We start from the raw sequence: 12,663 nt of genomic DNA on the forward strand, positions 1-12,663 counted from the left end.
AATCAGATAGTATGTTAATGATTTTATGGCTAAACAGTAACATAGACTAAGATAAGGTGTCAGCAGAAAAACCTGTTGCAGCGCAACGTTCAGCGCAATCGGGCACAACACCGTGCCAGCTTAGTGCCAGGTCTTTTTTCCGGCGCTGCCATAGTGTAACGTAGACAAAAAATGATTAATAAAACAGGGTAAGTCCATTATGAAACAACTGTTCACTGTTCTGCTACTGCTGGTCCTGCCAGCGACACAAGCTGCCGATATTAGTGCCGGTAAGGCCAAAGCGGCCGTTTGTGCGGCGTGCCATGGCGCTAATGGTATCTCGATTATTCCGGATTACCCTAATCTGGCGGGCCAGAAAGTAAAATATCTGGAAAGCTCAATCAAGGCTTACCGTGATGGCGAGCGTAAAAACGCTATCATGTCACCGATGGCGGCCGGGCTAAGCGATGATGATGTCGCGAATATTGCCGCCTATTTTGCCAGCTTACCTGCCGGCGGCTAGAGCGCGAGCTTACCGGGCGGTGGCGGGTTATCCTCTGCCAGGTAATCGCTTATCTCGTCAATAAAGTCAGCGCCATAACGGGCCAGTTTGGTTTGGCCAACACCGGAAATGGCTAACAGACTGCGGTTGTCTGTAGGCAGCTGCTGGCACATTTCAATTAAACTGGCATCGCTAAATACCACAAAAGGCGGCACATCGTCACGCTCGGCTATGGCTTTACGCAGGGTTTTCAGCCGGGCAAACAAGGCCCGGTCGTACTGCTGCTTTGCCAGCCGCTGTGGTTCGCGTTTAACGCTTTGCAGCCGCGGTACGGCCAGGGTTAACTCGGTCTCGCCACGCAGTACCGCGCGCGCTGCCGGTTGCAGCTTCAGCACGGAATGCGCGGTAATGTCTTGTTGTAGCATGCCAAAATGAATTAACTGGCGCAAAATACTGAGCCAGTAATCATGGCTGAGTTCTTTACCTATGCCCCAGGTGGACAGCTTGTCATGGCCAAGTTCGCTGATTTTTTGGCTGTGGCCACCGCGCAAAACATCAATCACATGGTGCATACCAAAACTCTGGCCTACCCGGTACACGCAAGACAGGGCTTTTTGTGCCAGCTCAGTGGCGTTGAATTGTTGCGGTGGCTGCAGGCAGATATCGCAGTTGCCGCAGCGGGTTTGCCGGGCCTCACCAAAATAATTCAATAATACCTGACGGCGGCAAATTTGCGCTTCAGCAAAGGCGGCCATCGCCAGAAAACGTTGCCAGGTGACTTCGGCCCGTTGTTGGTTTTCCTCGGCGTCCAGCCAGCGTTTCATCCGGCCTATGTCGGCCGGGTCAAACAGCAGCAAGGCCTCGGCGGCAACACCATCGCGACCGGCGCGGCCGGTTTCCTGATAGTAAGCTTCGATGGTGCGTGGTAATTCAAAATGCACCACATAACGGATATTCGATTTGTTTACCCCCATACCAAAGGCCACTGTGGCAACAATCAACTGATAATCGTCCCGTTTAAAGGCGTCCTGCACCAGGTTACGTTCATCACTGCTAAGGCCGGCATGATAGGCGGCAGCGTTAAAACCGCGTTGTTTTAACTGCTCGGTCAGTTCATCCACTTTGCGTCTGGAGCCGCAGTACACTATGCCACTGGCACCGTCCTGCTGCTGCACATAGCTGATCAGCTGCTCTAGCGGGCGGAATTTTTCCTGCACGGTGTAGCGGATATTAGGCCGGTCGAAACTGCCTAAATGGATATACGGCTGCTGCAGCTTAAGCTGTTGCAGGATATCCTGCCGGGTGGCGCCGTCGGCGGTGGCGGTCAGCGCCATCACCGGCACGTTGGCAAAGCGCTGCTTTAATAATGCCAGTGCCATATAGTCTGGCCGAAAATCATGGCCCCACTGCGAGATACAATGGGCTTCGTCGATAGCAAACAGGCTAACCCCAACCTCTTGCAGCCGTTCGAGAAACTGCGGCTGTAACAAACGCTCCGGGGCAACATACAGTAGCTTGAGTTCACCGCGGCGTAAGCGGGAAAACACCTGCAGTACCTGTTCCCGGCTTAAACTGCTGTTGACATATTCGGCAGCGATACCATTGGCTTGTAGCGCATCGACCTGATCTTTCATCAGCGACATCAACGGCGATACTACAATGGTGACTTGCGGCAGCAACAACGCTGGCAATTGATAACATAAAGATTTACCGCCGCCGGTTGGCATCAGCACAAAGCTGTCATGGCCTTGCAGGGCAGCGTCAATTACTGCCAGTTGGCCATCGCGGAATTCACTGTAACCAAAGGCTTGTTTTAACAGGGGGAGCAAATCTTGTATCACGTATGACCATTAGTCAGCTAAAAACAGTGGTCATTCTAAAGCGAAAGCGCGCGCTCAGAAACCTTAAATTCACGCTGTCGCCAAAGTTGTCAGCCGGTTGGCCGATTTTTACCGTTCAGTGTCATGCGCGCTGCGCCAAAGCGGCGTATAATGCCCGCTCAGTTGCCGGAGCCAGTCATGTCGTTAAGCCGAGAACAAAAACTCGGCGGTATTTTTGCCGCCAGTGCCTATAGTTTATGGGGCCTTGCCCCGCTGTACTTTAAACAAATCGATTTTATTCCCGCCAGCGAAATTCTGATCCATCGCATTGTCTGGTCGTTTTTGTTGCTCTTGCTGGTTTTGCTGGCGTTAAAGCAAGGCAATAAAGTGTTGGCGATACTGCGTCAACCGAAAATGCTGGGCTGGTTGCTGTTGTCCGCTGTATTGCTCGGCGGTAACTGGGGCTTGTTTATCTGGGCGGTCAACAACCAGCATATGCTCGATGCCAGTTTAGGCTACTACATTAACCCACTGCTTAATGTGCTGCTGGGGATGCTGTTTTTGGGCGAGCGGCTGCGCAAGCTGCAATGGGGCGCGGTGGCGCTGGCCAGCAGTGGCGTGTTGATCCAGCTAATAACCTTCGGCTCTTTGCCCTGGATAGCGCTAACGCTGGCCGGCTCGTTCGCCATTTATGGCTTAATGCGCAAGAAGCTGGCGGTCGATGCCATCAGCGGCTTATTCTATGAGTCCTTGCTGTTGTTGCCTTTGGCGCTGTGGTACTGGGGCTTTTATGCCGACAGCAGTGCGGTAAACCTGTGGCACAACAGCTGGCAGTTAAACAGCTATTTAATCGCTGCCGGTCTGGTGACTACGGTACCTTTGCTGTGTTTTATCGCCGGGGCGCGCCGGTTGCAGCTGTCGACGATGGGCTTTTTTCAATATATCGGCCCCAGCTGTATGTTTGTGTTTGGCGTCTGGTTATATCATGAACCTTTTGCCGCTGAACGTTTTGTCACTTTTGGCCTGATCTGGCTGGCGTTGCTGCTGTACAGTTTTGACGCCTGGCGGCACAACCGGCAACGCCGGCAGGCGCTGCGGCTAAAATGACCGCTAAGCGCAAGCCGAAGAGCATAAAGGAGAGTAAAAATGGCAAGCAGTATTGACCTGATTGCAGTGCTTTGGTTTTTCGGCCTGTGGATTGGTTATACCTTATTCGCGAAGCGGCGGGCTAAAGTGGTCAGCTGCTTATCGTATGAACTCAGGCGCAAGCGCAATGACTGGATGCAAAAAATGCTGCTGCGCGATAACAAGATGGCCGACGTTGGGCTCATTTCCACGTTAGAGCGCAATGTGACCTTCTTTGCCTCCAGTACCTTGCTCATTTTGGCCGGCTTGCTGACCGCCATGACATCGGCAGAAAAACTCAGCCTGATGCTCTCCAACCTGGTGCCCTGGGCCAGCTATACCGAGGGCGCAGTGCAGCTTAAACTGTTGTTGCTCACCTTTATCTTTGTGTTTGCTTTTTTTCAGTTTACCTGGTCGTTACGTCAGTACGGCTTTTGCGGCGTGCTGATAGGCGCCGCACCGGATGGCCGCGGTTTGAGCAGTGATGAGCAGCAGTTGTACGCCAACCGCGCGGCCAAGGTGATTGATCAGGCCGGGCATTCGTTTAACTACGGCCTGCGCTCGATTTACTTTTCGCTGTCGGCATTGGCCTGGTTTATCGATCCGATATTATTTATGGTGGCGGCGGTGGTCGTTATGCTGGTAATGAAGCAGCGCGAATTTCACTCTAAGGTGCTAAAAGCGCTGCAGGAGTGCTAATACCCTGCAAGGGCGAAGCCTGAACATGTCAAGTGTTCTGACCCCTTGAAAATCAGGGAACGCAGGGGTTAGTTTTGACGCAGTTCAAACGCCTGCACTACGCGGGCGACGCCATCGACATGGCGGGCGATGTCCACCGCTTTGGCGGCTTCCTGCGCGTTAACGATACCCATTAAAAACACCTCGGCGTTTTCGGTGACCACTTTAATATTTAACCCGCTTACCTGCTCGTCGGCCAGTAACTGGGTTTTTACTTTGGTAGAAATCCAGCCATCGCGGGTGCGGGTGGTCATGGCGGTGTTGTTGCCAAGCCGGATTTGGTTTTGTACATCGCGCACGCCGTCAATTTTGCTGACCAGTGCCTGTGCCTGCTGGCGGATTTGCTCGCTGCGGGTTTGTCCGGTAAGCAGCAGCACCCCGTTATAACTGGTGACGTTGATATTGCTGCCTTCAGCCGTTAACGCATCATCTGCCAGGGCGCGCTGGGCTTTTAACACGGCATTTTTATCGTCAATTTGGGCGCCGAGGGTGCGGCGGTCATTGGCCGAGGTCACAGCAGTGGCGCCACCGGCAACCACAGCTGCAGCACAGCCTTGCAACAGCGCCAGCAACGTGCAGGTGAGGATCAGCTTTGGCGTATTCATAAATCTCCTTGTTGTGGAAACAACGTCATATCAATCAGTTCGCACAGGGTGTGCAGTAAAAAGGTGTAACATTCAAAGATCCGCGCCCGGCGGTGGGCCGGTACTTTTAATTCAACATCCTGCTGGTTTAGCAAACCGGACAGCTCACCGCTGCCATCTACCGTCAGGGCGATGATCTTCATATCATTGGTTAACGCTGCTTCGACCGCTTTGATCAGGCTGGGTTCATTGCCACTGCTCGATACCACCAGTAAAACATCCTGGCTTTGGCCCAGAGCCTTTATTTGCCGGGCCAGATAATCTTGCTGATGACTGTGCTGCAGGCTGTTGTTGTGATTCTGCAGTGCCAGCGCAGGCAAACAGGGGCGTTCGGTTTCAAACTGGTCCAGCAGCAGCTGGCTGAAATGACTGGCCAGGGCACTGGTGGCACCTTCGCCGACACAAATTACTTTACCGCCACTGACCAGGTTGTTGACGATGACAAAAGCGGCGTTTTCCAGAGGGCCGGACAGGCTTTCGCCGGCAGCAATCATGGTTTGAATATTTTCACTAAATAGCTGACGTATATGTTCTTGCATCAGGCTGTCCTGCATGGTCTGGTTAGGTCTTCAGCGTTACTGTGTGATGGCATTTTTAATCCACTGAAACTGATAGGGCGGCTGTCCCTCTATGGCCAGCACATCCAGCCGGCAGGGCTGATCAGATTGGCGCTGCTGTTGCAGATACCAGCGGCTGGCACGCAGCAGCTTTTGCTGCTTACTAAAGGTTACTGCGGCAGCGGCACCACCAAAGGCCGTGCTGGCGCGGTATTTTACTTCAACAAATACCAGGGTGCTGCCGTCACGCATTATCAGATCTATTTCACCGGCTTTACACTGATAATTGCATTGCAGCAGCTGCAAACCCTGACGCTGCAAATAGTCGGCGCCGAGCTGTTCATATTGCTGGCCAAGGTTATTCATCCGTGCTCAGGGCTCCTGTAGCGGCAACAAACGATTATTGCGATAACTGGCCCAGCTAAGCTGGCGCAACAAGCTGCCATCTGGTTGCAACTGCAGCTGGCCGGTCAGGCCGGCGAATATGGCCGAGGGCAGTTGTTGTTGCTGGCGCAGGCTGCCGATCAGCTGGTAGGCGTCAAAGCCCATAGCAAATAAACGCTGCAGGGTTTCATCCTGCTCGGCGAACAATTGCTTGTACTGCTGACGCAGCTCAACACTGTTTTGTTCACCCAGCATCCACGGCATTTCGGTAAAGGTCAGGCCGTTTAAATCCCGTAAATCGGTTACATCTAAACTGGTACTGTGGCTGCGGGAGCTGGCATACAGCGGCAGGCGCGGTGCAGTCTGGCTGATTGACACGTCGATAAACGGCTTAAACAACCGGGTTTGTACCGGGTCTGCCAGCAGATAAATGGCGTCAATGTCCAACCGGCTATGGGGATCGGCTTCCAGTTTTTCTGCCGTTAACGCATTAATTTGCTTGACGCGTTCACGGCTGTGATCGGTTTCCAGCAGGGTGCTGATCAACTGCTCCAACTCGGCTTTGCTAGTAAACTGATGTAACTCAGGGGGCGGATTGCCCAGCTGTTGCCAGTGGGCGGCAAAACGCTGCTGCATCCGCAGGCTGATATTATTACTGGCGCTGATAATGGCTGGCCGCTGATAGTTTTTTTGCGCAAACAGCTGCGCCATTTGCGCGGCTTCATCTTCCATACTCAGGGCAAAATAAAATTGTTCAGCTTTGGCTGCAGCCTGGTTGTCTTTGCTGTTAAGAAATAACGTTGGCCACTGCCAATCGGCCTGCTGGCTGACACGGTCAACCTGCTGTTTTAACAAAGGCCCTATAACAAAATCGGCTTGTGCCTGCGCCACCTGTTGGCTTAGGGCAGCATTGTCCTGCTGGCTGTCGATAAATACCAGTGCGGTTTGCCCGGCGCTGGCCGCGGCTAGAATACCGTATTGTATCGCCTGCGCATGCTGGCGAAATTGACCACTTAGCGGCAGTAGCACGGCAATACGTTTTGGCTGATACGGCGTCAGGCTCAGTAGCTGCTGTACCGCGGCCGGCAGTTGTTGCTGTGCCGGTAATGTCGGGTAGCGGCGTTGCCAATCGGCAAACGCCTGTTGTAGCGCCTCGGGCTGGCCGATAAAACGCCGGCTTAGTTTTGCCAGGTTAAGCCAGCCCAATGTGTTTTGGCTGGCGGCAGTACGCAGACTTTCCAACTGGCTGTCGCTCAGGGCTGACAGGCTTTGCCATAACAGCTCAGCATACTGCGGGTAATGTTGCAGTACGTCGGGCTGCGCTTCAAGCTGTAACAGGCTGCGGCTGGCGGGCAGCAAGCGTTGCTGCGCCAACTGATATTGCGCACTGAGCCAGAGAAATTCTGCCTGGTCGGCATTATCCAGCGTGCTGACATCGGTATTGTCCAGCAACAGGCTCAGGCTTTGGTGTTGCTCAGTGGCTAAATACGCTTTTAGCAATACCAGGGTGTTTTGCCGCACTATCATCGGGTAGGGGCTGCGTTTTAAATTTTCGCTAATCGCCAGCGCTAATAAGTAATCCTGCTCGTCCAACGCTTGTCTGGCCGCTTTTAGCAGATGATAGTGCTGGGCTTCCTGTTGATAGTTCGCCGCCAGCTGATAAAGCTGCCGTGCATTTTGTAATGCTGGCGGTTGCGTTGTGCTGTCATCTGCGGTTTCAGCCGGAGTCAGTGGCGGTTTTACCGGGCCCTGAGCACAGCTGGCAACAACAGTGCTGAGGCAGAGAAATAACACGGGCTTTAATTTGCTGGAAGTCACAATGCACAGTACCATAGCGAAACATGGTCTTATCTTACTGAGACTGCCGGTCAAGCTCAATTAAATAGCGTACATTAATCATCAAATGGCAAAAGATAACGGTTTTTTATATGTAGTGGCGACGCCAATTGGCAATTTGGACGATATCAGCCAGCGGGCAACGGCTATCCTGCAACAGGTTGATTGGATAGCCGCCGAAGATACCCGCCATACCGGGCGCTTGCTGTCGCATTTAGGCATCAGTGCCAGAACTATTGCGTTGCACGATCATAATGAAAAACAGCGGGCGGCCAGCATTATTCAAAAGTGTTTGGCGGGCGAAAATGTGGCGCTGGTGTCTGATGCCGGCACGCCGCTGATCAGCGATCCGGGCTACAGCTTAGTGCGCCAGTGCCGCGACGCCGGGGTGCGGGTTATTCCCATTCCTGGCCCTTGTGCGCTGATCACCGCCTTGTGCGCCGCTGGTTTGCCAACGGACAAATTTCACTTTATCGGCTTTTTATTGGCCAAAAGCCAGCAGCGGCAAAACCAGCTGGCTGAGGTACCGGCCGGTGTCGGTACTATTATTTGTTATGACACGGCCCGACGGATTAAAGACAGCTTGCAGGATGTGGCGCAGGTATTTGGTCGCGATCGCGAGCTGGTGCTGGCCAAAGAGCTGACTAAAACTTTTGAACATCTGGAGTACGGCACCGCCGCGCAGATCACTGCCTGGCTTGAGGACGACCCACAGCGCTGCCAGGGCGAAATGGTGCTGATGATAGCGCCGACACCGAAGGCAGATACTGACGTTAGCGAGGCTGAGATCAATACGTTAAAGCTGCTGCTAACCGAGCTGCCGCTAAAGAAAGCGGCGGCATTCACCGCACAAATTCACGGTGGCAAGAAAAACGCGTTATATAAAGTGGCATTGCAATTGTCTGGTGAAACCGAATAAAACCAGTATAATTGCTGCCGTGAGTTGGCCAAGACAATCGCTGCCTGCGCAAGCAGGGGGAGGAAAGTCCGGGCTCCACAGGGCAGGGTGCCAGGTAACGCCTGGGGGGCGTGAGCCTACGACCAGTGCAACAGAGAGCAAACCGCCGATGGCCCGCGTAAGTGGGATCAGGTAAGGGTGAAAGGGTGCGGTAAGAGCGCACCGCGCGGCTGGTAACAGTTCGTGGCACGGTAAACTCCACCCGGAGCAAGATCAAATAGGCCCCCTTTGGCGCGGCCCGCGTTGGGGGCGGGTAGATTGCTTGAGGCTTAAGGCGACTTAAGCCCTAGAGGAATGATTGTCACTCTGGCAACAGAGCACAGAACCCGGCTTAATGGCCGACTCACACCTTTTTCCCCTCTGGCGGCTAATTGTCGCCAAAGCCCCTTTTAGGTGCCTTTGGCAGCGGCTGCTGCTTAATATCCAGCTTAATATCCAAGGTTTTTATGCTGTCGTTAGTTAGCTTAAGCTGTTGTGTTGGCGCCGGTTGTTGCTGCCATGGGTGCCACAGGCTTAGCTGAAAATCTGTCGCTGGCAAGTCGGTAAATTTTGCCTCGCCGTTTGCATCGGTTACCGCACTGTAGCGACTGGCACTGACATAAAGATAAGCCAGCATAGTGTCATGTATATTGCAGCCCAGCGTCACTATGCCAGCCTGATCAAATACCACCGGCGCTTTTGGTTTACCGGCATACAAATGCAATTCAAAGGTTTTCGCCTTCGAAAACGAATAAACATGGTGGCGGGTTTTGTCCAGATTAGGAAACTCCACCGCAGTACCCTGCCTTATTACACTGACAAAAGGCTGAAATGTAAGGCCTTGCTGAACCACCTGCGCTAACTCAGCGTCGGCCGTGGCCGGGTATTGACTATTTACCAGTTCTATTACGGTGTAAGGCAAGGGGTTTTGTTCAGTATCGGTGATTTTGATACTTAACTCAGCAGCCAACGGCTGCACGGCAAAGGCGAGCAATATAAAAAAAAAGGCGTTCAGCATAACCATACTTACGGTTGCGTAATGTTGTTTCACGATAGTACATTCGGACAGGAAAAGCACCGATAACTTATTGGCATAATGCCGGCAGCTGAAAAGCCCGCATTAAGCGGGCTTTTCAGCAATAGCTGGAACCTACATAAACTTATACTCCAGTAACAGGGTGTAAGCTCGGCCACGTGGGTCGGCAATGCGTGGTTCCCAGGCCGCACCGGCAGCAAAGTCGTTCTGGTGCGCGGTAAACGGCGGGTCTTCATCAAACAGGTTTTTAATGCCGAAAGTCAGTTTCATATTATCAATACCTGCATAACTCACGCTGTAGTTATAGGTAATATACTCATCGACGTTCGGATCCCACTGCGCGGGGACATAGGTTTCGTTACGCACGCTGACCGGCAGCTCGTCTTTATAGCCATCACGATACAGCTGGGTCAGGCTATGGCTCCAGTCGCCATGCACATAGCTAAAGTTAAGCGTATGCTTCCACTTAATCGGCAAGTTGTAGTAGCGTACATATTCGCCCACCAGGTTGTCGCTGTAGGGCAGGCTGTCGATACCCTTGGTTTTAAAGGTATCGATGTAACTGCCGTTCAGGTTAACTTTCCATGCTCCTCCGGCTAGTTCGCCGGTCAGGTTCATGTCCAGTTCTATGCCCTGAGTTAAGGTGCCGCCCGAGTTGATATAGCGCCGGTCAATGGCGACCACTTCGCCCTGAGCGTTGCGCAGCCAGTTGGCGGCAAATAAATCATAGTTCTCGATCAGCACATCGCGTGGTGCTGAGCGGATGGTATCGGTACGTTCAATTTCCCACCAATCCAGGCTGAAATTAAAGTTATCATAGGGCACCACAACAAAGCCGAGGCTCTTCTGCTCTGACTCTTCCGGGTCCAGATCCGGTTTGCCTCCGAACAGTTCAACCGGCTGAATGCGCTCACAGCCGGGCACGGTTTCATCGGCAACACCGCCCGGACAACTGGCCGGATCGGCTAAATCCAGGCCGGTATATTGTGATTCGGTAATGCCATTAAACAACTGGTTAAAGGAAGGCACTTTAAAACCGGTACTGTAAGCACCACGGATCAGTAACTGCTCTAGTGGCTTGTAGCTGAATGAAACTTTAGGGTTGGTGCTGCTGCCAAAACCATCATACTTGTCGTAACGCCCGGCCAGTGTCACCTCCAACTGGTCGGTTACCGGCAGATAGAACTCAGCAAACACCGCCTTAATATCACGGCTGACTTTATCCAGCACATTGGCATTATCAAAGGGCGCCAAAAATACCGGCCGCATATCGGCGCGCTCATCGCCGTTAAACTTAAACTCTTCGCGGCGCAAATCGGTACCCAGCGCCATCATGATTTCACCGCCAGGCAGCTCAAAACCCAGCTCGCCTGATACCGTGGCATCCAGTTGTGTCATGATTGACTCGCCACCGTACAAGGTGACTCCCCGGGCAGATGCGGCTTGCAATGCGTTAACGCCGGCTGCGGACTGACTTTGGCCGGGCAGCAGGAAGGGGTTAAGGTCGCCGCTGCCTAATGCTTGCTGTAACGCATCGGTATAGTAGTAGCCGTTACCCAGCTGTGAATCGGATTCACTGGAGGCACGAGAAAGGCCGATGTTGTAATCCCAGTTGGCAATGACACCTTCAAATGACACCAGCAAACGGTAGGCCTTAGTAGTGGTGTCTATTTCACGGCCGCCACATTCCATGCAGCGCCAGCGATAAGCAATACGTTCGCCGTAATTGAGCTGATCGGCGCCGAAGTAATCGGCCAGCGCGTTGTACACCAGATCATAAGAGGCGCCGGTGCTGGGGTACCAGGTGTCAGGGCCAAAGGTTGAACCGGGAGAGATCTGGTAAGGTTCAAACGCTTTACTGACATCAACCTCTGAAGCAACAAACTCGATAGCCGCCATATGCTCTTCGGCCAGTTTAAAGCTGGCGCGGCCAATAAAGTCGATGCTTTCCTGTGGCTGCTGAATACGCGCCGCAGCAGGGTAATCCCAGGCACAGGCATAGCGTGATGATTCTGAGCTCCACAGCCGGTGATCGTAAGGCCCCATCATCTCGCCGCCGCTTTCACAGCCCGCAGCGCCCGGTAAGTCGAGAATATTGATCGCGGTTACCGACTGGTCATCTAATGGGTCAACCAGGCCGCTGCCAATCAGGTTTGCATCTGCACTGCGGTTAAACACCGTCGCGAACGGGGTGCCGCGGGTATCGGGCGATAAACCACGCTCGGGCTGAAAGGTATTGGAGAAATCACGGTCTGAGCCTTTTAACACTTCATTTTTCTTAAACGACAGGGTACCAAACAGGTTCCAACCATCTTTATTGATATCACCGGTACCAAATAACAGGTTAGTGCGGTAAATATTGCCGCCACCGGCTTCAGTATGATCAACAAAGGCCGAGGCTTCGGCCCCGGTGTAATCGCGCTTGGTAATAAAGTTGATTACGCCGCCAATTGCATCGGTACCGTATACCGCGGAAGCGCCATCGCGCAGCACTTCAACGCGTTCCAGCGCCGCAAAGGGGATAGAGTTTAAGTCGACCGCGCGGCCTTTTAAGCCGTGCGTAGCCACACGGCGGCCATTAAGTAGCACTAAGGTTGCATCTGCGCCCTGTCCGCGCAGGTTAGCGCCCGATACGCCGTTGTTACCACGCTGCTCTTCAGAGACAATACCGCCATTACTGGCCAGATTATCGGACGAGTTACCGGCGATATTCATTTGCAGCAACAGTTGCTCGGCCGAAGTGATACCTGCAGCGTCGATGTCGGCACGGCTAAATACGGTAATAGGTAAGGCGCCTTCGAGGGCGGTGCGTTTAATGCTGGAGCCGGTAACGCGGATGCGCTCTACTTTGGCATCAGTGTCGGTGCTGTCGTTCTGTGCGGGCACGTCCTGCGCTAAGGCCTGGCTACTGAGGCCGGCGAGGGCAAGGGCCTGAATGAGCTTGTTCAACTTCATCACTATCTCTCCTGGAGTTGCGTTATGCTGTTTTTATAGTGCTATCCGTAAGCCGGGTCTGAGTGCCCGTTTATTGCTGATGCAAAATGTTTGTTTTCTGCACAAAATTAACATAGCAATATTTCTTTCCTTTGGAAAATAATTTATGCT

11 protein-coding genes and 1 other RNA gene are annotated in these 12,663 nt (G+C 53.1%); 5 read left to right on the forward strand and 7 right to left on the reverse strand.

Annotated features, from left to right (window positions below; genetic code table 11):
• Positions 1-199 precede the first annotated feature (199 nt).
• Positions 200-502, forward strand: a complete 303-nt coding sequence (locus EYB30_RS02380) for a c-type cytochrome (RefSeq protein WP_166836676.1) — start codon at positions 200-202, stop codon at positions 500-502.
• Here EYB30_RS02380 and recQ read toward each other — a convergent pair.
• The gene (recQ, locus tag EYB30_RS02385) at positions 499-2,310 is read right to left on the reverse strand and encodes a DNA helicase RecQ (protein ID WP_241697938.1); all 1,812 of its coding nucleotides are present in this window, start codon (positions 2,308-2,310) and stop codon (positions 499-501) included. The two genes, EYB30_RS02380 and recQ, sit on opposite strands and share 4 nt — an antisense overlap.
• A 189-nt stretch (positions 2,311-2,499) precedes the next feature.
• On the opposite strand from recQ, the gene rarD reads away from it, so the two are divergent.
• Complete coding sequence (gene rarD, locus EYB30_RS02390) at positions 2,500-3,408, forward strand: EamA family transporter RarD (RefSeq protein WP_166836680.1); 909 nt, start codon at positions 2,500-2,502, stop codon at positions 3,406-3,408.
• A gap of 39 nt (positions 3,409-3,447) precedes the next feature.
• Positions 3,448-4,125: a DUF599 domain-containing protein gene (locus EYB30_RS02395; RefSeq protein ID WP_166836682.1), complete on the forward strand. Its 678-nt coding sequence runs from the start codon at positions 3,448-3,450 to the stop codon at positions 4,123-4,125.
• A 68-nt stretch (positions 4,126-4,193) separates the two neighbouring features.
• Here EYB30_RS02395 and EYB30_RS02400 read toward each other — a convergent pair whose 3' ends face one another.
• The 4 genes from EYB30_RS02400 to EYB30_RS02415 are packed head-to-tail and all read right to left on the reverse strand — an operon-like array spanning position 4,194 to position 7,543.
• The gene (locus EYB30_RS02400) at positions 4,194-4,769 is read right to left on the reverse strand and encodes a BON domain-containing protein (RefSeq protein ID WP_166836684.1); all 576 of its coding nucleotides are present in this window, start codon (positions 4,767-4,769) and stop codon (positions 4,194-4,196) included.
• Positions 4,766-5,347, reverse strand: a complete 582-nt coding sequence (locus EYB30_RS02405) for an SIS domain-containing protein (protein WP_166836686.1) — start codon at positions 5,345-5,347, stop codon at positions 4,766-4,768. Before EYB30_RS02405 ends, EYB30_RS02400 begins: the two co-directional genes overlap by 4 nt.
• 36 nt (positions 5,348-5,383) lie before the next feature.
• Positions 5,384-5,731: a YraN family protein gene (locus EYB30_RS02410; RefSeq protein WP_166836688.1), complete on the reverse strand. Its 348-nt coding sequence runs from the start codon at positions 5,729-5,731 to the stop codon at positions 5,384-5,386.
• Positions 5,732-5,737: 6 nt separating this feature from the next.
• The gene (locus EYB30_RS02415; RefSeq protein WP_241697939.1) at positions 5,738-7,543 is read right to left on the reverse strand and encodes a penicillin-binding protein activator; all 1,806 of its coding nucleotides are present in this window, start codon (positions 7,541-7,543) and stop codon (positions 5,738-5,740) included.
• A gap of 109 nt (positions 7,544-7,652) precedes the next feature.
• Between EYB30_RS02415 and rsmI the strand changes: the two genes are divergently transcribed.
• Both rsmI and rnpB read left to right on the forward strand, forming a co-directional pair.
• Entirely contained in the window at positions 7,653-8,504 is an 852-nt protein-coding gene (rsmI, locus tag EYB30_RS02420) for a 16S rRNA (cytidine(1402)-2'-O)-methyltransferase (RefSeq protein ID WP_166836692.1), read from the forward strand.
• Positions 8,505-8,524: 20 nt separating this feature from the next.
• Positions 8,525-8,893: RNase P RNA component class A (gene rnpB / locus EYB30_RS02425), an RNA gene on the forward strand.
• A 17-nt stretch (positions 8,894-8,910) separates the two neighbouring features.
• Here the strand turns inward: rnpB and EYB30_RS02430 are convergent.
• Both EYB30_RS02430 and EYB30_RS02435 read right to left on the reverse strand, forming a co-directional pair.
• Positions 8,911-9,540, reverse strand: a complete 630-nt coding sequence (locus EYB30_RS02430; RefSeq protein WP_241697940.1) for a methylamine utilization protein — start codon at positions 9,538-9,540, stop codon at positions 8,911-8,913.
• 132 nt (positions 9,541-9,672) lie between these two features.
• Complete coding sequence (locus EYB30_RS02435) at positions 9,673-12,513, reverse strand: TonB-dependent receptor (RefSeq protein ID WP_166836696.1); 2,841 nt, start codon at positions 12,511-12,513, stop codon at positions 9,673-9,675.
• Positions 12,514-12,663 lie beyond the last annotated feature (150 nt).

This window comes from Rheinheimera pleomorphica (assembly GCF_011634895.1).
GTDB lineage: Bacteria > Pseudomonadota > Gammaproteobacteria > Enterobacterales > Alteromonadaceae > Alishewanella > Alishewanella pleomorphica.

Excerpts from the sequence above, each read along its gene's own strand:
- EYB30_RS02380 (WP_166836676.1), top strand. The coding sequence starts at position 200 with ATGAAACAACTGTTCACTGTTCTGCTACTGCTGGTCCTGCCAGCGACA.
- rarD (WP_166836680.1), top strand. The coding sequence starts at position 2,500 with ATGTCGTTAAGCCGAGAACAAAAACTCGGCGGTATTTTTGCCGCCAGT.
- EYB30_RS02395 (WP_166836682.1), top strand. The coding sequence starts at position 3,448 with ATGGCAAGCAGTATTGACCTGATTGCAGTGCTTTGGTTTTTCGGCCTG.
- EYB30_RS02400 (WP_166836684.1), bottom strand. The coding sequence starts at position 4,769 with ATGAATACGCCAAAGCTGATCCTCACCTGCACGTTGCTGGCGCTGTTG.
- EYB30_RS02405 (WP_166836686.1), bottom strand. The coding sequence starts at position 5,347 with ATGCAAGAACATATACGTCAGCTATTTAGTGAAAATATTCAAACCATG.
- EYB30_RS02410 (WP_166836688.1), bottom strand. The coding sequence starts at position 5,731 with ATGAATAACCTTGGCCAGCAATATGAACAGCTCGGCGCCGACTATTTG.
- rsmI (WP_166836692.1), top strand. The coding sequence starts at position 7,653 with ATGGCAAAAGATAACGGTTTTTTATATGTAGTGGCGACGCCAATTGGC.
- EYB30_RS02430 (WP_241697940.1), bottom strand. The coding sequence starts at position 9,540 with ATGCTGAACGCCTTTTTTTTTATATTGCTCGCCTTTGCCGTGCAGCCG.
- EYB30_RS02435 (WP_166836696.1), bottom strand. The coding sequence starts at position 12,513 with ATGAAGTTGAACAAGCTCATTCAGGCCCTTGCCCTCGCCGGCCTCAGT.